The organism is Luteimonas sp. S4-F44 (genome assembly GCF_022637415.1).
Taxonomy (GTDB): domain Bacteria; phylum Pseudomonadota; class Gammaproteobacteria; order Xanthomonadales; family Xanthomonadaceae; genus Luteimonas.
Genome location: NZ_CP093340.1, coordinates 3,459,299 through 3,482,052 on the forward strand (window position 1 = coordinate 3,459,299; position 22,754 = coordinate 3,482,052).

16 protein-coding genes are annotated in these 22,754 nt (G+C 70.7%); 8 read left to right on the top strand and 8 right to left on the bottom strand.

What is annotated here, in order from left to right; translation table 11 throughout:
* Window positions 1-2: 2 nt before the first annotated feature.
* Window positions 3-3,950 carry a translocation/assembly module TamB domain-containing protein gene (locus MNO14_RS15640; protein ID WP_241944598.1) on the top strand — a complete coding sequence of 1,316 codons (3,948 nt, stop codon included), beginning with the start codon at window positions 3-5 and terminating at the stop codon, window positions 3,948-3,950.
* A gap of 36 nt (window positions 3,951-3,986) precedes the next feature.
* On the opposite strand, the gene MNO14_RS15645 is transcribed toward MNO14_RS15640, so the two are convergent.
* Window positions 3,987-5,291: a sialidase family protein gene (locus MNO14_RS15645; RefSeq protein WP_241944599.1), complete on the bottom strand. Its 1,305-nt coding sequence runs from the start codon at window positions 5,289-5,291 to the stop codon at window positions 3,987-3,989.
* A 74-nt stretch (window positions 5,292-5,365) separates the two neighbouring features.
* Here MNO14_RS15645 and MNO14_RS15650 point away from each other — a divergent pair, with 74 nt between their 5' ends.
* From MNO14_RS15650 to MNO14_RS15660, 3 genes are all read left to right on the top strand, one after another.
* A complete protein-coding gene (locus tag MNO14_RS15650; protein ID WP_241944600.1) occupies window positions 5,366-5,716 on the top strand; it encodes a DUF2007 domain-containing protein in 351 nt (116 codons plus the stop codon).
* 104 nt (window positions 5,717-5,820) lie between these two features.
* Entirely contained in the window at window positions 5,821-8,169 is a 2,349-nt protein-coding gene (locus MNO14_RS15655; protein WP_241944601.1) for a Tex family protein, read from the top strand.
* A 126-nt stretch (window positions 8,170-8,295) separates the two neighbouring features.
* Window positions 8,296-8,757: a bacteriohemerythrin gene (locus MNO14_RS15660; protein ID WP_241944602.1), complete on the top strand. Its 462-nt coding sequence runs from the start codon at window positions 8,296-8,298 to the stop codon at window positions 8,755-8,757.
* A 27-nt stretch (window positions 8,758-8,784) separates the two neighbouring features.
* Here MNO14_RS15660 and MNO14_RS15665 read toward each other — a convergent pair whose 3' ends face one another.
* Window positions 8,785-9,648, bottom strand: a complete 864-nt coding sequence (locus tag MNO14_RS15665) for a LytTR family DNA-binding domain-containing protein (RefSeq protein ID WP_241944603.1) — start codon at window positions 9,646-9,648, stop codon at window positions 8,785-8,787.
* 152 nt (window positions 9,649-9,800) lie between these two features.
* On the opposite strand from MNO14_RS15665, the gene MNO14_RS15670 reads away from it, so the two are divergent.
* On the top strand, window positions 9,801-11,048 hold the full coding sequence (locus MNO14_RS15670; protein ID WP_241944604.1) for an acyltransferase family protein: 1,248 nt from the start codon (window positions 9,801-9,803) through the stop codon (window positions 11,046-11,048).
* Here the strand turns inward: MNO14_RS15670 and MNO14_RS15675 are convergent.
* Window positions 11,021-13,900, bottom strand: coding sequence for a TonB-dependent receptor (locus tag MNO14_RS15675; protein WP_241944605.1), 2,880 nt, complete (start codon window positions 13,898-13,900; stop codon window positions 11,021-11,023). The two genes, MNO14_RS15670 and MNO14_RS15675, sit on opposite strands and share 28 nt — an antisense overlap.
* A 269-nt stretch (window positions 13,901-14,169) precedes the next feature.
* On the opposite strand from MNO14_RS15675, the gene MNO14_RS15680 reads away from it, so the two are divergent.
* A complete protein-coding gene (locus MNO14_RS15680) occupies window positions 14,170-14,694 on the top strand; it encodes a hypothetical protein (RefSeq protein WP_241944606.1) in 525 nt (174 codons plus the stop codon).
* Window positions 14,695-14,758: 64 nt separating this feature from the next.
* Here MNO14_RS15680 and MNO14_RS15685 read toward each other — a convergent pair whose 3' ends face one another.
* From MNO14_RS15685 to MNO14_RS15705, 5 genes are all read right to left on the bottom strand, one after another.
* Window positions 14,759-15,880, bottom strand: coding sequence for a PLP-dependent cysteine synthase family protein (locus MNO14_RS15685; RefSeq protein ID WP_241944607.1), 1,122 nt, complete (start codon window positions 15,878-15,880; stop codon window positions 14,759-14,761).
* Between the two features lie 99 nt (window positions 15,881-15,979).
* Window positions 15,980-17,146 (bottom strand): amidohydrolase, encoded by a 1,167-nt coding sequence (locus MNO14_RS15690; RefSeq protein ID WP_241944608.1) that lies wholly within the window; start codon window positions 17,144-17,146, stop codon window positions 15,980-15,982.
* 73 nt (window positions 17,147-17,219) lie between these two features.
* Window positions 17,220-18,002, bottom strand: coding sequence for a sulfite exporter TauE/SafE family protein (locus MNO14_RS15695; RefSeq protein WP_241944609.1), 783 nt, complete (start codon window positions 18,000-18,002; stop codon window positions 17,220-17,222).
* Window positions 18,003-18,057: 55 nt separating this feature from the next.
* Window positions 18,058-19,257 carry a formate-dependent phosphoribosylglycinamide formyltransferase gene (gene purT, locus MNO14_RS15700; RefSeq protein WP_241944610.1) on the bottom strand — a complete coding sequence of 400 codons (1,200 nt, stop codon included), beginning with the start codon at window positions 19,255-19,257 and terminating at the stop codon, window positions 18,058-18,060.
* Window positions 19,258-19,987: 730 nt separating this feature from the next.
* A complete protein-coding gene (locus MNO14_RS15705; protein WP_241944611.1) occupies window positions 19,988-21,334 on the bottom strand; it encodes an outer membrane protein transport protein in 1,347 nt (448 codons plus the stop codon).
* A 231-nt stretch (window positions 21,335-21,565) separates the two neighbouring features.
* Here MNO14_RS15705 and MNO14_RS15710 point away from each other — a divergent pair, with 231 nt between their 5' ends.
* Together MNO14_RS15710 and MNO14_RS15715 are read left to right on the top strand one after the other, a co-directional pair.
* Window positions 21,566-22,264: a rhomboid family intramembrane serine protease gene (locus MNO14_RS15710; RefSeq protein WP_241944612.1), complete on the top strand. Its 699-nt coding sequence runs from the start codon at window positions 21,566-21,568 to the stop codon at window positions 22,262-22,264.
* A gap of 88 nt (window positions 22,265-22,352) precedes the next feature.
* Window positions 22,353-22,676 (top strand): DUF1820 family protein, encoded by a 324-nt coding sequence (locus MNO14_RS15715; protein WP_241944613.1) that lies wholly within the window; start codon window positions 22,353-22,355, stop codon window positions 22,674-22,676.
* Window positions 22,677-22,754: the final 78 nt, after the last annotated feature.

Genomic DNA, 22,754 nt, shown 5'->3' on the forward strand with positions numbered 1-22,754 from the left:
AGATGGCTTTCCGGCGCGACCGTCTGCCCGACGACCTGACCCCCGAAGCGCGCGAGGCGCGCATCGCCGAACTGCGCGAGCGCCGACGCGCACGCAGGCGCAAGCTGGCGATCCGCAGTGCGATCGGTTTCGCCGTGCTGACGGTGCTGGTGGTCGGCCTGGTGTGGTGGCTGCTGACCACATTCGGCGGACGCGACTTCCTGTTGCATCAGATCGCATCGCGCCTGCCGGCTGGCACTGAACTGACCTGGCGGGCGGCCGAGGGCCCCGCGTCGGGGCCGCTGACGATGTACGACGTGCGCTACGTGCAGCGCAGCTGCCCGGACGTCGAGGAACAGCCGGTGCCCTACGGACAGTGCGACGAGCCGCGGGTGCTGACCTTCGCCGCCAAACGCGTGACCATCGACCCTGCACTGATGCCGCTGATCGGCCGGCGCTTGCGCCTGGATGTGCTCGATGTCGACCAGGCCGTGCTGGAACTGCCGGCGCCGGTCGACACGCCGTTCGAGCTGCCGCGCTGGCCAGATTCGCTGCCGCGCATCGACCTGCCGCTGTCGCTGCAGGCCGACACCATCCGCGTCGACGGCTTCCGGGTCACGCGCCTGGGCGAGCCGATGATCGACGTGCGCACGCTGCGCGGCGGGCTCGATGCGCAGCAGGGCGAGTTGCGATTGACCGGGATCGTCGTCGACAGCGATCGCGGCCGGTTCACCGCCGACGGCGTCTACGCGCCCGACGACGACTACCGCATGGATCTGACCGCCAGTGCGCTGATGCCGGCACCGCCCGGGCGCACGCGGCCGCGCATCGGGCTGGTCGCGCGCGGCGATCTGGCGCATCTGGACATCGCGGCGATCGGTCATGCACCCGCGCCGCTGCGCGCGCTGATCACACTGCGCGGCCGTGACGATCCGGGCTGGGCGCTACGCGCCGACACCACGCGGCTCGACCCGTCGCTACTGGTCGGCAACGGCGAGCCGGGCACGCCGCTGGCGTTCGACCTGCGCGCCGACGGCACCGGTGGCGCAGCGACGCTGCAAGGCAAGCTCGCGATCGGCGAGCCCGACGCCGCACCGCTGGCAGTCGTGCTGCAGCCCTCCAAGCTCCGGCTGGAGGACCAGCGCCTGGACATCGAACGGCTGGTCGTCGACACCTTCGACGGGCAGGTGACCCTGCGCGGCCACGCCGATGTCGCCGAGCCCGGCGACGTGCGGTTCCGCTTCGCGGTCAACGCCCGCGGCGTGCAGTTCGGGGCCGACCCCGACAGCGCCGACCCTGCCCCGCCGATCGTCGCCGATGCGGACCTCGGCATCGCCGGCAGCACCGCGGCGTGGGCGGCGATCGGCAAAGCGGGGATCGAACGCGACGGCCTGCGCGCACGCGTCGACTTCGACGGCCGCGGCGACGCACAGCGCATGCGGCTGCACACCGCGCATGTGGAGATGCCGACCGGCACGCTCGATGCGACCGGCGACGTGGTCTGGGCACCGGCCTTGCGATGGGACATCGCCGCGACCCTGGCCGGCTTCGATCCGGGTTACTTCGCCCGCGACTGGAAGGGCGCGGTCGACGGACGCCTCACCACGACCGGCACTACCCGCGACGACGGCGGCCTGGAAGTCGCGGTCGAGGCCGACCAGCTCGGCGGCACGCTGCGCGCACGACGGCTCGACGGCCGCGCGACGTTTGCGATGCACGGGCCAGCCCGCGACGCCGGCGAAGCCGGACGCAGCGATTTCGACGGTGAGGTCGCGCTGACGCTCGGCGGCAGCCGCGTGGATGCGCGCGCCAAGGTCGCTGACACGCTGGACATCGACGCCAACCTGGCGCCGCTGCAGCTGGCCGATTTCCTGCCGCAGGGCGGTGGCACGCTGCAAGGCACGCTGCGGGTGACCGGTGCACGCACCGCGCCTGACATCACGGCGGACCTGACCGGCACCGCGCTGCGTTTCGGCGACTACGCCGCGGCCAGCGCACGGATCGACGGCCGTCTGCCGTGGCGCAGCGATGCCGGCACGCTGGAGGTCTCCGCCAGTGGCGTGCAGGCCGGCGTCGCCCTGGACACGGTGCAGGTATCGGCACGCGGCGCGATCACTGCGCTGCAGCTGCAGGCCGAGGCGCGCGGCGAGATCGGCACGTTAGCGCTGTCGGGCGAGGCGTCCCAGCGCAACGACGGCTGGCAGGGCACGCTTGCCACGCTGCGGCTGGCGCCGACGACCGGCGCGAGCTGGGCGCTGCAGGGCCCAGCGAACTTCGCCCAGGCCGGTACGCGCATCACGCTGTCGGAGAGTTGCTTTGCCTCCAGCGGCGGCGGCTCGCTGTGCGCCAGCGCGGACTGGCCGCGCCAGGGCGTCAGCGTGCGCGGCGAGCGTCTGCCGCTCGCGCTCGCCACGCCTTATCTGCCCGAACAGGACGGCGGACAGGCGTTCGTGCTGCGCGGCGAGATCGCGCTCGAAGGCCACGCGCGCCCGGCGGGCAACGGCTTTGCGGGCAGCGCCAACGTGCGTTCGGCCAGCGGCGGCGTGCGTACCTCCGAGCGCGCGCGCAACGACGTGATCACCTACAACGATCTCGCGCTCGATGCCGAGTTCGACGCCAACCGGCTCAACGCGCGGCTGTCGACGACGCTCAACGAGGCCGGTCGCGTGCAGGCGCAGGTCACCAACGGCTGGGATGCGTACTCGCCGCTGTCGGGCTCGCTGGTCGCCCATGTCGAGGATCTGACCTTCGTCGAGCTGTTCTCGCCCGACATCGTCGAGCCCAAGGGTCGCCTGACCGCCGACATCCAACTGGGCGGCACCCGCGCGCAGCCGACGATCGGCGGCCAGGCGCGGCTGAGCGACTTCATGACCGAGATCCCTTCGCTGGCGATCGCGCTCGAAGACGGCAACGTCGGCCTGGATGCGCTGCCCGATGGCACCGCCCGCATCAGCGGCAATGTGCGCTCGGGCAAGGGCACACTCGACATCGACGGCCAGCTGGACTGGCGCGGCGAGGCGACACCGCTGGAGCTCAACCTGCGCGGGACCGATGTGCTGGCCGCCGACACCAGCGAGATGCACATCATCGCCTCGCCCGACATCACCGTGCGCTATGCGGCGCAGCAACCGCTCAACGTCACCGGCAAGGTCTTCGTCGATGTCGCGCTGCTCGATCTCGAGCGCCTGAGCGAAGGCGTATCGGCCTCGCCCGACGTGGTCGTGCTCGACCCGATCGATCCTGACGACAGCGGCACCGCCTCGTCGCTGGCGCTGGACCTGACGGTAGGCGTGGGCGAGAACGTCGGCCTGCGCGGCTTCGGCTTCGATGGCCGCATGCGCGGCGAACTGCGCGTGCGCGCAGTCCCGGGGCGCGAGATGACCGGCAATGGTCGCCTGTCGGTCGATGGGCGCTACAAGGCCTACGGGCAGGAACTGAAGGTGACCCGCGGCAATCTGGTCTTCAACAACAGCCCAGTGGCCGACCCGGTACTCGATGTCCGCGCCGAGCGGCGCATCGATGCTGAGGACATCACCGCCGGCATCGACGTCAGCGGCCGCGCCTCCGCGCCGCAGGTCAACGTCTGGACCAACCCGTCCAGCGACGATTCCCAGGCGCTGTCCTACCTGGTGCTGGGCCGTTCGGCGTCCAGCCTGACCAACGCCGAGGGCCAGCAGCTCGATGCCGCCGCCGCCGCGCTCAATGCCGGCGGCGATCTGATCGCCGGCCAACTCGGCAGCAAGATCGGACTCGACAACGCCGGCATCAGCCAGTCGCGTGCGCTCGGCGGCAGCGTGCTGGGCGTGGGCAAGCAACTCTCGCCGCGGCTGTACGTCGGCTTCGGCGTGTCGCTGCTGGGCACCGGCCAGGTGCTGACGCTCAAATACCTGCTCAGCCGCGGCTTCGATGTCGAGATCGAGTCGAGCACGCTGGAAAACCGTGGCTCGGTGAACTGGCGGCACGAGCGCTGATCCGCGCCCGGCCGCCTCCGCGGCGCTGGCCGGCGGTCAGCGCACGAGCCGCGCGCCCTGCAGTTGCGGCGCGCCGTCGATGACGTCGGTCCAGACCACGTAAGCCTGGCCGCCGAGCACCTGCAACTGCGGGAAACCGGTCGCGCGGCCGCGCCCTTGCAGGCGGGCGAGCTCGATGCGCTCGTACTCGGTCGCCAGGTCCGGACTGCGGCGCGAGAGCCACAGCGACTGGCCGCCGGCGTCATCCTCGCGTAGCCACACCGCCCAGGCCTGGACCTGATCGAACGCGACGGCGACGCGCCCCTGCACCGCCGGGCCACTGTCGAGCACCACCGGATCGGCAAACGCATCGCCGGCATCGTCGCTGCGCGCCAACTGCACGCGCGGGGTGTCGCCGGCGGCGGTGTACCAGCCCACCAACACCGCATCGCCCTGCGCCGCGACCGACGGTCCGTTCACCGGACAGGCGGGCATCGTCCAGTCGTCGGCGTGCACCCGCGCCGGCGCGCGCCACGCGCCGTTCTCCAGGCGCGTCAGCATGACGTCGCGGACTTCGGCCTCGGTACGGCCGCGATAGACGACCACCGGACCGCGCCCGGTGACCGCGGCGGCGGTCTGGCAGCAGTCGCAGACGCGGGCATCGATCTCGTGCTCGACCGTGCGTTGCAGATTGGCGTCGAACACGGCCGCGCGCAGGGTCATCGGCGCACCGGCGTGCGCCGCGTGGTCGCCGCCGTCGGCGTCGGCCTGGCCACCGCCGGTGTTGCGGCCGTCGAGCCAGGCCAAGCCCAGGCCGCCGCCCTGCGCCCACATCGACACGAAGCCGTGCTCGGTGGCGGTGCCGTCGTCATGCGCGGGGATCGGCGCGCTCCAGTTGGCGCCACCGTCTCGCGAGCGCGCGAGCACCACGTCGTAGGCGTAGGGCGCATCGCCGCGCGTCTGCAGCCAGTGCGCCCACAGCGCGCCGTCGGGCGTCGGCAGCACGTGCGGGGTGTCGGCCCAGTTGACGAACATGCGGTTGCCGATCGCGATCGTGGTCGGCGCGTTGCGCCAGCGCTGCGCGGCCGGGTCGAAGCGCGAGTACTGAAACGCGTGACGGCGCCCCTGCCGCGAGTTGATCCAACTCAGCACCAGCAGGCCGTCGGGTCCGGCGACGAGGTCGGGCGCGCTCGAACCCGGCCCGGTGGCCGGCAACGGCCAGTCCAGGCGCTGGCTCGGCGCATCGACCGGGGTGTTGTCGGTGGGCGCGGCCGGGGGCGCCTCCTGGCCGCCGCATCCGGCGAACGCGAGCGCGAGCAGGCTGGGAAGGACGATGCGCGGAGCGCGGAGCGGACGGGACATGCGCGGCCTCGGCGTGAGAACGTGTTCAGTGCGCAAGGGTACTCTTTGGCCGTGTTTACCGCCGTCGCCATCCGATGACCGTCATCGTCGCCCGCTACACCGATCCGCTCGAGGCGCAGCTCGTCTGCGGCCGCCTGCAGGCCGAGGGCATCGACGCCTTCGTCGGCGACGCGCACATGGCGCTGGCGAACTGGGAATGGCGGCTGGCGATCGGCGGGGTCAAGGTGCACGTGCCCGATGCCGAGCTTTCGCGTGCCAGCGCAATCGTCGCCGAGCTCGATGCCGGCGCCTACACGCTGTCGGACGAGGTCACACGCGAACCGGGGCCGGTGCCGGTCGATCGCGAGAGCTGGTCGAGCCGTCTGGCCTGGGTGGCGCTGGTGGTGTTGCAGCTGCCGCTGCCTTGGCGCCGTCGGCGCCGGTAGCGGGCGGGACCTGCGCGCGGCGGCCTTGTCAACGGGTTCCGCTGCCGCGACCCGGGGGCCACAATCCGCCCGCGGTGCCGCTGCCGCGACAGCTTTCGGAACCGATGTACCAGCCCGACGCCGCTCTTGCCCGCAGAATCGCCGAGACCATCGCCGCCGAGATCGGCGCCCAGCCCGCCCAGGCGATCAGCGCGATCGCGCTGCTCGACGAAGGCGCGACCGTGCCGTTCATCGCGCGCTACCGCAAGGAAGTCACCGGCGGCCTGGACGACACCCAGCTGCGTAATCTCGAAGTCCGCCTGGGCTACCTGCGCGAGCTCGAAGAGCGGCGCGCCGCGATCCTGGCGAGCATCGACGAGCAGGGCAAGCTCACGCCCGAACTGCGCGGCGACATCGAGGCCGCCGACAGCAAGGCGCGGCTCGAGGACCTGTACCTGCCGTACAAGCCCAAGCGCCGCACGCGCGCACAGATCGCCCGCGAGGCCGGGCTCGAGCCGCTGGCCGACGGCCTGCTGGCCGACCCGACCCAGGTGCCCGAGGACGTCGCCGCCGGCTTCGTCGATGCCGACAAGGGCGTGGCCGACGTCAAGGCCGCGCTCGAGGGCGCACGCGCGATCCTGATCGAGCGCTGGGGCGAGGACGCGGCGCTGATCGGCGAACTGCGCACCTGGCTCGACGCGAACGGCGTGATCCGGGCGAAGGTCGTCGAGGGCAAGGAAGCGGCCGGCGAGAAGTTCCGCGACTATTTCGATCATGCCGAGTCGCTGGCGAAGATTCCCTCGCACCGCCTGCTGGCGCTGCTGCGCGGCCGCCGCGAGGAATTCCTGACCCTCGAACTCGACCCGGGCACCGATGCCGAACAGGGCAACGCCTATGCCGAGGGCCGCATCGCGCTGCATGCCGGCATCGCCGAGCGCGGCCGCCCGGCCGACGCCTGGCTGCGCAACGCCTGCCGGCTGGCCTGGCGCGCGAAGATCCACCTACACCTGATGATCGACCTGCTGGGCAAGGCGCGCGAGAAGGCCGAGGGCGAGGCGATCGAGGTTTTCGGCGACAACCTCAAGGATCTGCTGCTGGCCGCACCGGCCGGCCCCAAGACCGTGCTCGGGCTCGACCCGGGCATCCGCACCGGCTGCAAGATCGCAGTGGTCGATGCGACCGGCAAGCTGGTCGCCACCGAGACCATCTACCCGCACGAGCCGCGCCGGCAGTGGGACCAGTCGCTGCACGTGCTGCAGGCGCTGTGTGCGCGGCACGGCGTGCAGCTGGTCGCGATCGGCAACGGCACCGCCTCGCGCGAGACCGACCGCCTGGTCGCCGATCTGATCAAACGCGCGCCGGAACTGAAACTGCAGAAGATCGTCGTCAGCGAGGCCGGCGCGTCGGTGTACTCGGCCTCCGAGACGGCCGCGCGCGAATTCCCGCAACTCGATGTCTCGCTGCGCGGCGCGGTCTCGATCGCGCGGCGCCTGCAGGACCCGCTGGCCGAACTGGTGAAGATCGAACCCAAGGCGATCGGCGTGGGCCAGTACCAGCACGATGTCGACCAGTACCGGCTGGCGCGCGCGCTCGATGCCAAGGTCGAGGACTGCGTCAACGCGGTCGGCGTGTTCGTCAACACCGCGTCCAGCGCACTGCTGGCGCGCGTGTCCGGGCTGTCGGCCGGGGTGGCGGAGAACATCGTCGTGCATCGCGACGCCAACGGGCCGTTCAAGCGCCGCCGCGACCTGCTCAAGGTGCCGCGCCTGGGCGAGAAGACGTTCGAGCAGTGCGCGGGCTTTCTGCGCATCGCCGACGGCGACGAGCCGCTCGACGCCTCGTCGGTGCATCCCGAGGCCTATCCGGTGGTCGAACGCATCGTCGCGGCCACCGGTCGCCCGATCGCCTCGCTGATCGGCGACGGCGGCTTCGTGCGCGGGCTCAAGCCGGCGCAGTTCACCGACGCGCGCTTCGGCGAGCCCACCGTGCGCGACATCCTCAAGGAGCTGGAGAAGCCCGGCCGCGACCCGCGTCCGGAGTTCAAGGCCGCGCAGTTCGCCGAGGGCGTGGAGGACATCAAGGACCTGCGCGAGGGCATGATCCTCGAGGGCGTGGTCAGCAACGTCGCCGCGTTCGGCGCGTTCGTCGACATCGGCGTGCACCAGGACGGTCTGGTGCACATCTCGGCGCTGTCGGACACCTTCGTCAAGGACCCGCGCGACGTGGTCAAGGCCGGCGACATCGTCAAGGTCAAGGTGCTGGAGGTCGACGTGGCGCGCAAGCGCATCGCGCTGACCCGACGCCTGGACGATACCCCCGCACCGCGCGAGGCGCGCGGCCAGCGCGACGCCGCGCCGCGCGATCCGCGCGGGCCCGGCCGCGGTGGCCGCCCGGGCGGCGGCGCGCCCAAGCCGAGTGCACCGCCGGCCAACAACGCGCTCGCCGACGCCTTCGCACGCGCCCGCCGCAGCTGATTCCACCTGCGTCGCCGCGTGCCGGACAAGCACGCGGCCGGCGCCGCGTCATTGCGTCCGATCAAGGCCGGTCCCCGGATCGCCGCCCAAGATGCTCTGCAACCAGAGGGATGTGGGGCGCGGACGATGTCGGTAGTGGTATGGCGGGACGAGCTGGACACGGGCATCGATGTGATCGATGGCCAGCACCGGCGGATCGTCGAGATGATCAACCAGCTCGAACTCGCGCGGCACGGGCACTCGCGCGAAGCCGTCAGCGAGGTGCTCGACGAACTGGTCGACTACACGCTCTCGCATTTCGCGTTCGAAGAGGCGCTGATGGAGGACGCCGGCTATGCCTTCTGCGCCGCCCATCGCCGTGTGCACGAACTGTTTGCGCGCCGCGTCCAGGAGTATCGGCTGCGCTTCCAGGCCGGCGAGGACATGCTCGATGAGCTGCGCGCGATGCTCGTGCGCTGGTTGTTCAACCACATCCGCAGCGACGACAAAGCCTACTCACCGACCGTCAAGCAGCATCTCAACGGCTTCGCCAGTACCCACGAGAATGGCGGCTGGCTGCGTCGCACCCTGCTGCGCTTCTTCCGCTGAAGCCGGGCTGGCGCGGCGGCGCCGGGCTCAAGCGCCGGTTGCCGCGCGCAGGGCCTCGCGGCAGCGCCGGCTGCACGGCACCACGGTGCCGTCGTCGAGATGGAGCCGCGCATCGCCGCTGTCGAGCGGCTCGATCGAAGCGATGCGCGTGACGTTCACCAGATGGCTGCGATGCACGCGCACGAAGCGCGCCGGGTCGAGCCGGGTCTGCAGGTCGGCCAGCGTGCTGCGCAAGGGATACACCTTGCCGCGCACGTGCAGGTTGGCGTAGTTGCCCGAGGCCTGCACCCATTCGATGTCGCCGGCGGCGACCAGGAACTCGCGGCCGAGCTTGCGCACCAGGAAGCGCTCGGGCCGCTCCACCGGTTCCACGGGGGCGGCGCCGTCGTCGGGCGCGGCGAGCAGCGAAGCCTCGCCCTGCAGGCGCCTGAGCAGCAGCCGGTAGCCGTGCAGCACCACTACGATGCCCAGGAACGTACGCACGTCCTTGAGGTACTCGTAGAGATAGGCATCGTCGAAGCTGTACTGGGCGCCATGCAGCGCATAGACCGCCTTGCGGATGCCGACCATCAGGCCCACGTGCAGCAGCGACCAGACCACGCTCGCCAGCGCGTACAGCGGCAGTCGCCGCCACCAGGTGTCCAGGTGCACCGGCCAGCGCGCGGTGAACCACACCGTGGCCGGGACCAGGGCCAGCAGCGCCAGCGCGCTGCCCGCTTCCCAGCTCACCACCTCCCACTGCGCGCTCCCAAGGCCCGCGCGCTGCACGTCGATCCAGACGGTCGCGCTGTTGCCCACCGCCGACAGCAGGCAAGTGATCAGCCAGTAGCCGACCTCGAGCGGGCGGCGGATGGCCAGATAGCGTTCGGCCGCGGACGGGGGTGAGGACATCGCGGCATTGTAGGCAGCCGGCCCGCGGACGCGTGCCGCGCCGCCCCGCGGGGCCAGCTGTTCGTCCCCGGGGGCTGTCGTCTCGGCCCTTGCCGTGCCGGCGGCGGGCCGCCGAGGCCGACGATGGCGCTCCCTTTCCATGCGCAGCTCCCATGTCCCGACGCCACGACATCGACGCCCTGCGGGTGATCGCCTTCGGCCTGTTGATCCTCTACCACGTGGGCATGGTCTACGTGGTCGACTGGGGCTTCCACATCAAGAGCCCGACCCTGCTGTCCTGGGTCGAGTGGCCGATGATCGCGATCAATCGCTGGCGCATGTCGCTGCTGTTCCTGATCTCGGGCCTGGCGCTCGGCCTGGTGCTGGCCCGGCGCGCGCCCGCTGCGCTGGCAGCGCGCCGCAGCTGGCGTCTGCTGCTGCCGCTGGCCTTCGGCATCGTCGCGATCGTGCCGGTCCAGGCCTACTGCGAGGCGCGCATGCTGGACACGATCGAGCCCGGCTACGGTGCCTTCCTGCTGCGCTATCTGCAGTTCCGGCCCTGGCCGGCCGGCACGTTCACCGGCGCCGAGTACGGCTTCACCTGGAACCACCTGTGGTACCTGCCCTACCTGTGGGCCTACACGCTGCTGACATTGGCAGCACGGCCGCTGCTGCGCCGGCTCGGCGGCGCCCGGGCGCGCGACTGGCTGACCACGCGTGGGCACTGGCTGCTGTGGCTGCTGCCGCCGGCCTGGTACTTGTTCGCGCTGCTCGTACTCGATCCTCGCTTCCCGTCGACGCATGCCCTGGTCGACGACTGGTTCAACCACGCCCGCTACTTCGTGGCCTTCGCCTTCGGTGTGCTAATCGCGGGCAGCGACGTGGTCTGGGCCCGGCTGCGGGCGGTGCGCTGGCCGCTGCTCGCGCTGGCACTGTGCGCCGGCGGGATCAACGCGGGCTTGCGGGTGGTGGGCCATCTGATCGATGCCGGCGCGCTGTCGCGTGCGCCGTTCCTCGCGGTGATGCCCGAGGCCGGATGGCAGGGCGTGTCGATCGTGGCGCTGGCGATCTACTGGTGGACCGCCCTGCTCGGACTGCTGGCCTGGGGCATCCATGCGCTCAACCGGCCATGGCCGGGCCTGACCTACGCCAGCGAGGCGGTGTATCCCTGGTACATCCTGCACCAGAGCCTGATCGTGCTGGCCGCGTACTGGTTGATTCCGTTGGGGCTGGGCCCGGTCTGGGAACCGCTGGGGGTGCTGGCGATCACCGTGGCCGGCTGCGTTCTCATCCACGAACTGCTGATCCGGCGTGTGCGCTGGCTGCGACCGCTGTTCGGACTGGCGGGAGGCCCGGACCGGCGCGCGCCTGCGGCCGCGCCTCCCGCCATGGCTCAGAAGTCCACGCCCAGCCGTGCGTAGACGAAGCGGCCGGGCAGGTCGTAGGTCGAGGCGTCGTAGCCGTTGAGGCTGCAGCTCAGGCACACCGGCGGCGTCTTGCCGGTGACATTGTTGACGCCGACGCTCACCCGCGTGCCTTCGAGCCACGCGGTACTGCGCCAGGACAGCTGGAGGTCGTGATAGGTCGTCGCGCCGAGCGTGTTGCGGTCGTTGGCGCTGTCCTCACAGATCGCAAAGCCGATCGCGCCGCCGCACGACTCGACCAGCCGGTCGATGTAGCGCATGGTCCAGGCCAGCGACCACGGCCCGCGCGTCCAGTCGGTGATCAGGGTGCCGGTCCACTCGGGAATCGCGCTGTTGTTGACCTCGACGCCGGGCCGCCGCGGCTCGGCTTCGCCCGACTCGTTGACCAGTTCGTAGCGGCCGACCCAGGTCGCCTTCGCATCGAAGCGCAGGCGGCCCCAGTTCTGGTCGGGCAGCGTCCAGGCGGCGGTGAAGTCCCAGCCGTCGGTCTTGATCGTGCCGAGGTTGGCGAGGATGTCGTCGAAACGCACGATCTGGCCGCGCTCGCTGCGGTCGTACGAGGCGCAGGCCAGCGGATCGCGGGTGGCGATGCAGCGCTCGAGGATCGCCTGCGCGTCCGGGGCCTGGATCGCGCCGTCGATGTGGTGGCGATAGAACGTCACGCCCAGGTCCAGGCGGTCCGACCACGCCACGCTGTCAGCGAACGACGGGCTCCAGACCGCGCCGACCATCAGGCTGCGGCTGTGCTCGGGCTCGAGCTCGGCATTGCCCGAGGTCACCACCGAGATCTGCGAATTGGTCTGCTCATAGCCCGCCGGCACGCCGTCGGCGGCGCAGGCCGGCGACGACGAGGCGGCGCCCGAGCACGGATCGACGAGCGTCGCGTCGAAGCGGCTGAGCGTGCCGTAGAGCTCGCCGATCGACGGCGCTCGGAAGCCCTCCGCATAGCTCATGCGCAGCAGGAACTCGTCGGCCGGCTGCCAGCGCAAGCCCACCTTGCCGGTGGTCTCGCCGCCGAAGGTCGAGTAGTCCGAATAGCGTCCGGCGATGCTCAGATCGAGGCTGTCGCCGAACCACGAGTCGCGCAACAGCGGCACGTTGAACTCGGCGTAGGCCTCGTTGACGTCGTAGTCGCCCGAGGTCGCGCCCGAGGGCACGCCGTTGTACTCGCCGGCGATCGTGATCGGATCGGGCGTGTAGCTGCCCTCGTAGCGGCGATGCTCCAGGCCGGCCGCGAACGACAGCGCCCCGGCCGGCAACCGCGCGAGATCGCCGGTGACGTTGGCCGAGGCCAGGGTCAGGGTGTTGCGGCTGGCATCGCGCACCACCGGCTGGATGAAGGCGAGCATCTCCTGGGTGATCGTGCCCGGACCACCGAACACGTTCAGCGGCACGCAGCCGGCGATCGCGGCGCACGCATCGGGGTCGCCCAGCGCTTCGTTGATGCGGCGCACGTTGTAGCTGCCGGTGTTGACCTGCTCGGCGCGGCTCTGGCTGCGAACGAGGTTGAGGTCCCAGTTCCAGGTGCGATCGCCGACGCCGAAGAGGCCTTCCAGGCCCGCGGCGACATACCAGGTCTTGACGTCCTGGGTGTAGCGGCGCGGCCCGCCCTCGACCGGGCGACGGCCGAGCAGGAACAGGTTGGCGTCCTCGCCCACCGTGGTCAGGTCGAAGCCGAACGGGTTGTAGGGATTGCGCGCGGAGATCGTCAGCCGCTGCTCGGCCCAGGGGTTGTAGACGCCGGCATCGGTGCCGAGGAAGAACGGCTCGGGCGCGGCCTGGTTGGCCGAAGTGCGCGTGTTGTAGAGCACGCGGGTATAGCCCGACAGCTGCGGGCTGAACTCGAAGCGCACCTGGCCGAACACCGACTTGCGCTCCGACGGCGTCAGCAGCAGGTTGTTGGGGGCGAAGTTGTAACGGTCGGCGGTGCCGAAGCAATGGAAGTCGTCGGTCCGCGTGCAGCCGGTCTGGCTGGGGTCGTAGACCGGTGAGGTCGCGCCATCGTTGGGCGTGAGGTCGAAATCCTCACCGGTGTTGGGATCGCGGAACACGAAGCGACCCGAGGGTGTTGCCGAACTGCCGTTGGCCAACCCCGTGCCCGGCACCGGCACGCTGGCGTTGTCGAACTTGGTCGAGGCGATCTGCCGCTGCTTGTAGTACGACGCGCCGAAGAACCATTGCGCGCGTTCGCTGTGCCCGCCCCAGCCCAGGTCCGCGCCCCAGGTCGCGCCACCCAAGTCGTCGTACTCGCCGTAGTGCAGGTCGAGGCTGCCGCCGTCGGCATCGCGGCGGGTGATGATGTTGACCACACCGGCGATCGCGTCGGAGCCGTAGATCGACGAGGCGCCGTCCTCAAGCACCTCGATACGCTCGATCAGCGACAGCGGGATGGTGTTGAGGTCGACCGCCGAGCCGACGCCCGACGCCGAGGATTCGTTGACCCAGCGGATGCCGTCGACCAGCACCAGCACGCGCTTGGCGCCCAGGTGCCGCAGGTCGACCGTCGCGGCGCCGGCGCCGACGCCGCCGCCATCGGGCGGAAAGCCGAAGTTGCCGCTGGAATTGAACTTGGTATTGAGCGCGGCGCCGCTGGCGGTGAGGTTCTGCACGATGTCGGCGACGGAGGTGAACCCGCTGCGCTGGATGTCCTCACGTGTGAGCACCTGGACCGGGACCGCGGTCTCCATCTCTGCCTTGCGGATGCGCGTGCCGGTGACCTGCACGGTGTCGAGCGTGCGCGCCTGCGGCGCGGGGGCCGGCGGCTGCTGGGCGGCGGCAGCGAGCGGAAGCACGGCGAGCAGGGACGACGAGAGGGCTGCGGCCAGTCGGTGGCGGCGGATCGGCATCATGCGGGCTCCTGTGGCGAGGGTCGCCGACCTCCTGCCGGCACTTTGGTTGTAACGAATATTTAACCTGACCGCACCTGGGGTTTGCCCCAGGTTGACGTTCCGTTCACCCTCTGATTTCACAGCCGCCCAGGTCGCGCTGTGCTGCGCAATGCCCTACCAAGCGTCGACACGCGCAAGGGTATGGCCGCAGGCTCGATGGCGGGGCAAGTCACGCGAGGATGCGGCGGTGCCCGCTAGGCTGGTACCCAGTCCTCCTCGGGAGTTGTCCCATGCGTCTGCCCTCGATCCTGCTTTGCACTGCCCTGCTGGCGGCTTGTTCGCAGCCGGCCCCGCCGCCGGCCGCTGCGACCTCCGACGCCCGCCCCTCGCCGGAGGCCGCCGCAGCCCCCGCGGCTGTCGATACCGTCCCTGGAGACGAATCGGCGCACGATGTCCGCCAGCGCATCGGCCAATTGCTGGGCGAGGTCGCGCCTTACGAAACGGTGTTCGCGGCGCTGCAGAAAGGCGTGGCCGCCCACGATGCGAAGGCCGTGGCCACGCTGCCGATCTATCCGCTGCACATCAACGTAGCGGGCCAGAAACGCGAGATCGCCGATGCAGCCACGTTCGAGCGCGAGTACGACCGCATCATCACGGCCGATATCGCCCAGGCCGTCACCGCGCAGACGTTCGACACCCTGTTCGTGAACGCGCAGGGCGTGATGCTGGGCAATGGCCAGGTGTGGATCGGCAGCGTCTGCGCCGACGCCACCTGCGCCGACCCGCAGGTGGGCATCACCGCCATCCAGAACTGACGACGCGGGCACCGGTCGCCGTCCGCCCACCGCGCACGCCCAGCGGGCTGGGCGTGCGTTGGCCCTAGCCGCCCGCCTGATCGCGGACCGCGTCGGCCAACGGCGGCAGTTCGGCGCCGGTGTCGGCGCTGCCGCGGATCGCGGCATCGGCCGCGTCCATATCGAAGCCCTGCGCGGCGATCCAGTCGGGGCTGTAGTAGCTGTGCGCGTAGCGCTCGCCGCCATCGCACAGGATAGTGACGATCGCGCCGCTACGGCCGGCCGCGCGCATGATCTCGGCAACCCGCAGTACGCCGACAAAGTTGGTGCCGGTCGAGCCGCCGACGCGCCGACCCAGGCGCGCATTGACGTAGCGCATGCCCGCCAGGCTCAGCGCATCGGGGACGCGCACCATCGCATCGACGCAGCCGGGAATGAAGCTGGGCTCGGCACGCGGCCGGCCGATGCCCTCGATGCGCGAGGCCGGCGTCGGCGCGAGGTCCTCGGGCGCAGGCTCGCGGCGCAGGCTGCGCGCGTAGTGGTCGAAGAACGCCGAGTGCTCGGGATCGGCGCACAGCACCCGGGTATCGAAACCACGGTAGCGGGCATAACGCCCGATCGTCGCGCTGGTGCCACCGGTGCCGGCGCTGCAGACGATCCACGTCGGCACCGGATGCACTTCCTGCGCCATCTGCTTGAAGATCGACTCGGCGATGTTGTTGTTGGCCCGCCAATCGGTCGCGCGCTCGGCGTAGGTGAACTGGTCCATGAAATGGCCGCCGCACTCGCGCGCCAGCTGCGTAGAAGCCCCGGCGATGTCGCAGGCGTTCTGCACCAGGTGGCAGCGCCCGCCCTGGAACTCGATCGCGGCGATCTTCTCCGGCGACGTCGAGGCCGGCATCACTGCGACGAACGGCAGGCCGAGCAATCGCGCGAAATAGGCCTCCGATACCGCGGTCGAGCCGCTGGAGGCCTCGACCACCGTGCTGCCCGCGCGCAGCCAGCCGTTGGCCAGCGCGTACAGGAACAGCGAACGCGCCAGCCGGTGCTTCAGGCTGCCGGTCGGATGGCTGGACTCGTCCTTGAAATAGACGTCGATGCCGGGAAAGCCCGGCAGCGCGAGCGGGATCAGATGGGTGTCGGCCGAGCGGTTGAAATCGGCCTCGATCTTGCGGATGGCCTGCGCCACCCAGTCGCGGTTGGGCATGGGGCACTCGAGGGGACGCCGCGTACTGCGGCGACGCGCCGACAGCTTAAGCCCTGGCCGCGCCGGCGGCGAATGCGGCCGGCGCGGGGCGCCGCAGGCTCAACCCAGGCGCCGGCGCACGATGCGGTCGAACACCGCGACGGCGACCGGCAACAGCGCGTCGTCGAAGCGGAACGTCGGGTGGTGGCACATCGCGCTGTCGATGCCCAGAAACAGGTAGGCGCCCGGCCACTGTTCGAGCATGTAGGAGAAATCGTCGGAAAACGGATAGGCGCGCGCGTCGGTGTCGACGTGCTCCGGGCCGAGCACGTCGGCGAGCGCCGACGCCGCCAGCGCGGCCTGCTCGGGCGCGTTGACGCACGGCGGGCAGGCATGCGGCAGATGCAGCTGCACGCGGCAGCCGGAGATCGCGGCATGGCCGTCGCACAACGCGCGCAAGCGTTGCAGCAGCGCCTCGTGCACGTCCTTGGATAACGCCCGCAGCGTGCCGCTGAGCGTGGCGGTCGCCGGAATGATGTTGTGCGTGGTGCCGGCCTGCAGCGAGCCGACATTGATCAGCGCGGTTTCCATCGGATCGATATGGCGACCGACGATCGCCGGGATCTCGACCGCCAACCGCGCGGCGACCTGCAGCGGGTCGTTGGCCTTGTGCGGCGCGGCGGCGTGGCCGCCGACACCCTCGACCGTGATTTCGAACACCGCCAGCGACTGCAGCGTCGCGCCGATGCGCACGCTGGCCCGGCCCATGCCCAGCAGCGGCATGTTGTGGAAGGCGTAGACCTCGTCGCAGGCGAACCGCGTGAACAGCCCGTCCTCGATCATCCGGATCGCGCCGCGCCCGCCCTCCTCGGCCGGCTGGAAGATCAGCACCACGCGCCCGCTGGCCGGCGGGTGCGCGACCAGATGGCGGGCCACGCCCAGCAGCGCCGCGGTGTGGCCGTCGTGGCCGCAGGTGTGGGCCACGCCCGGACGCTGCGAGCGGAACGGCAGGTCGCTGTCCTCGTCCATCGGCAGCGCGTCCATGTCCGCACGCAGGCCGATCGACAGGCCCGGCTTGCCGCTGTCGACGACCGCGACCACACCGGTGCCGCCCAGGCCGGTATGCGCCTGAAGGCCGAGCGCGCGCAGGGTGTCGGCGACCAGCGCCGAGGTCCGCTGCTCCTCGAAACCCAGTTCGGGCCAGGCATGGATCGCCCGGCGCCAGTCGGTCATGGTCGGCGCCAGCGCGTGGATCGCCTCGGGCACGACAGGGGAAGACACGGTCATCGCAACACTCCATCGGCGGCGCGGCGCGCCGGTTCGTAATCCAGGGAAACGCGGGCGCCGATGGCGCGGCGGCTCACCACAACAACAGGCTGGCGCCGATGCAGTACATGAAGATCGCGAACACCTGCTTGAGCGCAGGCCCGCTGATCGCATGGGCGAGCCGTGTACCCAGCGGCGCGACCAGCACCGAGGCCAGCGCGATGCCGATCGCGGCCGGCAGATAGACATAGCCCCAGGCCATCGACGGCAGCACATCGCCAGGCGCCTGCAGCGCGTAGCCTGACGCGCTCGCCAGGGCGATGAACACACCGCAGGCCGCCGAGGTGCCGACCGCGCGCACCGGCTGCACGCCGCGCCAGACCAGCAGGGGCACGGTCATGCTGCCGCCGCCGATGCCCACCAGCGACGAGGCGATGCCGATACCGACACCGGCGCCGGTCATGCCTGCGCCGGTCGGTACGACCGCCATTCCGGTGTCGGGCGGCGAGCGCGACAGCAGCATCTGAGTGCCGGCGATCGCGCAGTAGGCGATCACGCCGTACTTGAGCACTTCGCCGTCGAGCCCGATCGCCAGCCGCGCGCCCACCCAGCCGCCCAGCAGCATGCCCGGCACCAGCCAGGCGACCGACGGCCACAGCACGCTGCCGCGGCGATGGTGCGCACGGGCCGACGACACGCCGGTCAGCACGATGCTCGCCAGCGAGGTCGCAAGCGCGGCATGCATCGCGGCGTCCTTCGGGATGCCGTAAACCGGCAGCAGCCAGACCAGCGCGGTCACCAGCACCAGGCCGCCGCCAATCCCCAGCAGGCCGGCCAGGATCCCTGCGACTGCGCCCAGGACCGGGAACAGCAGCATCGACAGGCTCAGCACGACCGGCGGCCTGCGACAGCGGGCAGCGGCAGCACGGCGCTCACTTGAGCTCGATCGTAATCGCCGCCGCCGCATCGCGCGCGGTGGCCCGCGCGGCCTCGACATCCTCGCCGCGCGCCAGGGTCACGCCGACCCGGCGCTGACCCGCCACCGACGGCTTGCCAAACAGGCGCAGCGCGCTGTGCGGCGCCTGCAATGCGGCGGCGATGCCCGAGAACGCGGGCACGCCGTGGCCCTGCGCCAGCAATGCACAGGATGCGCCCGGCCCGGCGAGCAGCACCGTGTCGTCGGCGTCGACCGGGATCGGCAGGCCGAGGATCGCGCGCGCATGCAATGCGAACTCGCTCAGGTCCTGCGAGGCCAGGGTGACCAGGCCGGTGTCGTGTGGACGCGGCGAGACCTCGCTGAACCAGACCTCGTCGCCGCGCACGAACAGTTCGACGCCGAACACCCCGCGCCCGCCCAGATCGTCGGTCACCGCCCGGGCGATCTCGCGGGCCCGCGCCAGCGCGCGCGGCGACATCGCCTGCGGCTGCCAGCTCTCGCGATAGTCGCCGGCGATCTGCACATGGCCGATCGGCGCACAGAACGCGGTACCGTCGGCATGACGCACGGTCAGCAGCGTGATCTCGTATTCGAAATCGACGAAGCCCTCGACGATGCAGCGCCCGGCGCCGGCGCGGCCGCCGGTCTGCGCGTAATCCCAGGCCGCATCGATATCGGCCTCCGTGCGCACCGTGCTCTGGCCCTTGCCCGACGAGGACATCACCGGCTTGACCACGCAGGGCAGGCCGATCGCCGCGATCGCCTCGCGGTACTGCGCATGGGTGTCGACGAAGCGGTACGGCGAGGTCGGCAGGCCGAGCGTCTCGGCCGCGAGCCGGCGGATGCCCTCGCGGTCCATCGTCAGCCGGGTCGCGCGCGCGGTCGGCACGACCTGCAGCCCGGCCTCGCGCTCGAGCGCGACCAGCGTGTCGGTGTGGATCGCCTCGATCTCGGGCACCACCAGATGCGGGCGCTCGGCCGCGATCAGCGCGCGCAGCGCGGACGGATCGAGCATGTCGAGTACGTGGCTGCGATGCGCGACCTGCATCGCCGGTGCATCGGCGTAGCGATCGGCGGCGATCACTTCGACGCCGAACCGCTGCAGCTCGATCGCGACCTCCTTGCCGAGTTCCCCCGAGCCGAGCAGCAGCACGCGGATGGCGGACGGGGACAGCGGCGTGCCGAAGGTGGTCATGGGGGGCGGTTTCCGGGAAAGGCGGCGGGAAGACCGGGAATTCTAATCGCCCGGCGCCGGCCGCCCCAGCCGGGCCACGCGCAGCGGCATCCGCAGGCCGCAGCGGCATGTAAGGGTTTCAAGTGCGGGGATGGAAGTTCCACTCCGGATGCGCAGCCGCCTGCCAGCCGGAAGCCCCTCTCCCCTCGGTCAAGGCCGCTTCGCGGTCCGGCCACGCGAAGCACGCGCGGCGTTCGCATGGATGCGCGGCAATGCCGCGCACGCCATCCATGCTCACCCTGCCTTGACTCGGGCGCGCACCATCCATGGCGCGCTCGACGCGGCCTCCGGCCGTCAGTCCGCTGCCGTGTGATTTGCCACCCTGACCTCGGCACATGCGAAGTCGCACGATTGGAAGAAGGCGCGCACTGTCGGCCTCAGTGCGTCGTGCCGGTCGGGGATTGCGATAGCGGGCCAAGGATGGCCCCGCGGCGGCGAGTCAGCCATGGGTGAGTGCGGGCTGCTCGCGCGGCATGCCGCGCAGCCCACACGAACGCCCGGCGTGTTTCGCCGGGCCGGACCGCGGAGCGGGCTGACCGAGCCGGGGAGCAGTCCCCGGCCGGCGCGACGCGCGTTCCGGAGAAGAACGCCCTGCTCGATCGAGCAGAAGCAGAATTCCCCTGATTTCGACGAAGAGCCAAGAAAAAAACCCCGCCGAAGCGGGGTTTTCCGGGTCACGCCCGATGCGGGATCAGAAGCGGTACTGCGCCGACACGCCGAACAGGTTGGCGTCGCCGTCGAAGTCGCCGTAGACGCGCGCGCCGCCGCTCGTGGTGTCGATTCGCGGATTGCGCGGCTCGATCCGGGTGTAGGCCAGGTTGACGTCGAACGCGTCGTTGAGCTTCCAGGTCGCACCGATCGAATAGAACATGCGATTGGCATCGGGCAGGCGCGGGGTGCGGTGCTCGAGGCTGGTCGGCGTCTCGTCGTAGGCCACGCCGCCGCGCAGCGTCCAGGCGTCGTTGAGCTGGAACTCGGCGCCCAGCGAGTAGAAGTCGCTGTCCTTCCACTCGAACGGCTCGACCGAATCCGGATCCGGATTCTCGAACTGGATGCGGACCTCACGCAGCGATTCCCAGCCCGTGCGGGCATAGGTCGCGGCCAGCATGAACCGATCGGAGACCTGCCAGGTCGCGCCGACGTTGAGGATCGACGGCGTGGTCAGCTCGGCGTAGGCATTGCCGTCGACGAACAGCGGACGGGTCGTCGGGCTGCTGTCGAACACCGCACGTGCGCTCTGCGGCACAGTCCAGTCGACGGTGCCGGTCAGCTCGTAGTCGATTTCCGAACGGTAGCTCACGCCGATCGACACCGTATCGGTCGGACGGAAATGCGCGCCGATCAGCCAGCCGAAGCCGTTGTCGTCGCCCTTCACCTCGGCCGTGCCGTCGGCGCCCTGCGGGCGGGCGAACGGCAGCGGGCGGGTCGCGGGATTGGAGAACAGCAGCGCGCCGAAATCGACGCCCTTCGACAGGGTGACATCGGCGCGCGAGGCGATGATGCCCAGGCCGACCGAGAAGCGGTCGCCCAGGTCCACCGCGCCCGCCAGCGTCAGGTCGATGATCTCCACTTCCGAGGTCAGCGCGGCGTAGCGGCCGACCCAACCCGGGTCGTATTCGGTCTTCAGGCCGAACGGCGCGCTGACCATCGCGCCCAGCGCGGTGCCGTTGTCGAACTTGTGCACGACCGACAGCGCCGGGACCGGCGTCACGTCGCCGGCGTTGCCGCCCTTGCTGCCGGACATCGGACGGCCGAGCGCGTCGGTGCCGGTGCCCTGGAACTCGTAGTTGAGGTCGACGGCGGTGACATCGACCTGCATGGTCGTGCCCTCGAACTGGGTCATCACCGCCGGGTTGTTGGTGACCACCGAGCTGTCGCCAGTCTTGGCGGCGGTGCCAGCGAACGCGGCGCCCAGCGACTTGACACTGTTTTCCTTGAGCTGGAAGCCGGCGGCGTGCGCCTGGCCTGCGAATGCCAGGACGCCGGCAATGCCGAGCGCCAACGCGGTGCATTGAATGATGCGGGGGTGGGTCGCCATGATCGCCTCTCTCTCGAAGGTACTTGATGGTCCGGGCCCGGTTCGCAGAAGCGCGAACTTGGAAGGCCTCGTCTTGGCTGTCCGTTCGCCTTCGGAAAACCCCTCCCGACGCGCTCGGCGGGCGCACTATACCGTACCTAACCGTCTGGAGCCGTGCTGCATTGCGGCATGGCGGACACCGCCGCGGCGCGCTTTACCCGGGCCTGCCGCCCCTCGACAATGCGTGCGCCCATGTTCGTCTCGATCCCCAACCGTCGCGCCAAGGCCCCGCTGCGCTGGGCCGTGCCGATGCTGTTCGTGCTGCTGTGGGTGACGTTCCTGTGGGCGAGCACGCGTTCGGCCAACGAGTACTACGCCCTGCTGCTGGACTGGGGCGCGCTGTACGGCGAGCCGGTCGGCACCGATGGCGTATTGGTCAACTGGCTCGACCCCGGCCCGTGGCTGCGCTTGGTGACGGCTCTGTTCCTGCATGCCGACTGGGCGCACCTGCTGGGCAACCTGGTGTTCCTGCTGATCTTCGGCCTGCCGGCCGAACGGCTGATGGGCGCCTGGCGGCTACTGGTGCTGTTCGTGCTGGGCGGGGCAGTGGCAAACCTGGCTGCGGTGCTGGCGATCGGCGCGCCGGACCGGTTGATCATCGGCGCCAGCGGCGCTGTGTCCTCGCTGATCGGCGCGTACCTGGCGCTGTTCCCACGCGCCCGGCTGGGCGTGGTCGTGCCGCTGGGCCTGTTTCTGGAGTTCGTCCGCGCGCCTGCCTCACTGTTGATCGGGGTGTGGGCCCTGCTACAGGTGTTCTTCGCCTACATCGGCCCGGCGTTCGGCGCCGTCGCCTGGGCCGCGCATCTGGCCGGCTTTCTGGTCGGCGTCGTCTTCGCGCTGGTCTCGCGCCGCGCGATCGGCCAGCGGCTGCGGCGGCTCAAGGGCTATTGAAGTCCGGAATCGGCACGTCGGCCCGGGATCGGACGCGCGGGCCGGCCACGGCGTCGCCCTCCCCGACGCCGGCTCTTATACTTTCGCGATGACCGCCAAGACGCTCTACAAGATCACCTTTCTTACCCACGGCAAGGTCTACGAGCTGTACGCGCAGCGCGTGGAGAGTGGGCGGCTGTGGGGCTTTGTCGAGGTCTCGGACCTGGTGTTCGATGTGCACGAGGGCCTGGTCGTCGATCCGACCGAAGAACGCCTGCAGGCCGAATTCGGCCACACCCGCACGCTGCATCTACCGATGCAGAGCGTGCTGCGGGTCGAGGAAGTGGAGAAGAAGGGGCAGTCGGCGATCCGCGATGCGACCTCCGGCGAGAAGGTCGTCACGCCGTTCCCGCTGCCTGCCAAGCCGCGCTGAGCAGCCCGCGCAAGACGGCGCGCTACACTTGCGCGCTGCGGCCACGCCGCCATCGCATGCAGGTTGCGATGCTGTCCG

What these genes read in the sequence shown, in the direction of transcription:
- MNO14_RS15680 (WP_241944606.1), top strand. Translation starts at nt 14,170, where the DNA reads ATGCGTCTGCCCTCGATCCTGCTTTGCACTGCCCTGCTGGCGGCTTGT.
- MNO14_RS15665 (WP_241944603.1), bottom strand. Translation starts at nt 9,648, where the DNA reads ATGTCCTCACCCCCGTCCGCGGCCGAACGCTATCTGGCCATCCGCCGC.
- MNO14_RS15670 (WP_241944604.1), top strand. Translation starts at nt 9,801, where the DNA reads ATGTCCCGACGCCACGACATCGACGCCCTGCGGGTGATCGCCTTCGGC.
- MNO14_RS15715 (WP_241944613.1), top strand. Translation starts at nt 22,353, where the DNA reads ATGACCGCCAAGACGCTCTACAAGATCACCTTTCTTACCCACGGCAAG.
- MNO14_RS15705 (WP_241944611.1), bottom strand. Translation starts at nt 21,334, where the DNA reads ATGGCGACCCACCCCCGCATCATTCAATGCACCGCGTTGGCGCTCGGC.
- MNO14_RS15710 (WP_241944612.1), top strand. Translation starts at nt 21,566, where the DNA reads ATGTTCGTCTCGATCCCCAACCGTCGCGCCAAGGCCCCGCTGCGCTGG.
- MNO14_RS15675 (WP_241944605.1), bottom strand. Translation starts at nt 13,900, where the DNA reads ATGATGCCGATCCGCCGCCACCGACTGGCCGCAGCCCTCTCGTCGTCC.
- MNO14_RS15690 (WP_241944608.1), bottom strand. Translation starts at nt 17,146, where the DNA reads ATGACCGTGTCTTCCCCTGTCGTGCCCGAGGCGATCCACGCGCTGGCG.
- MNO14_RS15695 (WP_241944609.1), bottom strand. Translation starts at nt 18,002, where the DNA reads ATGCTGCTGTTCCCGGTCCTGGGCGCAGTCGCAGGGATCCTGGCCGGC.
- MNO14_RS15660 (WP_241944602.1), top strand. Translation starts at nt 8,296, where the DNA reads ATGTCGGTAGTGGTATGGCGGGACGAGCTGGACACGGGCATCGATGTG.
- MNO14_RS15640 (WP_241944598.1), top strand. Translation starts at nt 3, where the DNA reads ATGGCTTTCCGGCGCGACCGTCTGCCCGACGACCTGACCCCCGAAGCG.
- purT (WP_241944610.1), bottom strand. Translation starts at nt 19,257, where the DNA reads ATGACCACCTTCGGCACGCCGCTGTCCCCGTCCGCCATCCGCGTGCTG.
- MNO14_RS15655 (WP_241944601.1), top strand. Translation starts at nt 5,821, where the DNA reads ATGTACCAGCCCGACGCCGCTCTTGCCCGCAGAATCGCCGAGACCATC.
- MNO14_RS15645 (WP_241944599.1), bottom strand. Translation starts at nt 5,291, where the DNA reads ATGTCCCGTCCGCTCCGCGCTCCGCGCATCGTCCTTCCCAGCCTGCTC.
- MNO14_RS15650 (WP_241944600.1), top strand. Translation starts at nt 5,366, where the DNA reads ATGACCGTCATCGTCGCCCGCTACACCGATCCGCTCGAGGCGCAGCTC.
- MNO14_RS15685 (WP_241944607.1), bottom strand. Translation starts at nt 15,880, where the DNA reads ATGCCCAACCGCGACTGGGTGGCGCAGGCCATCCGCAAGATCGAGGCC.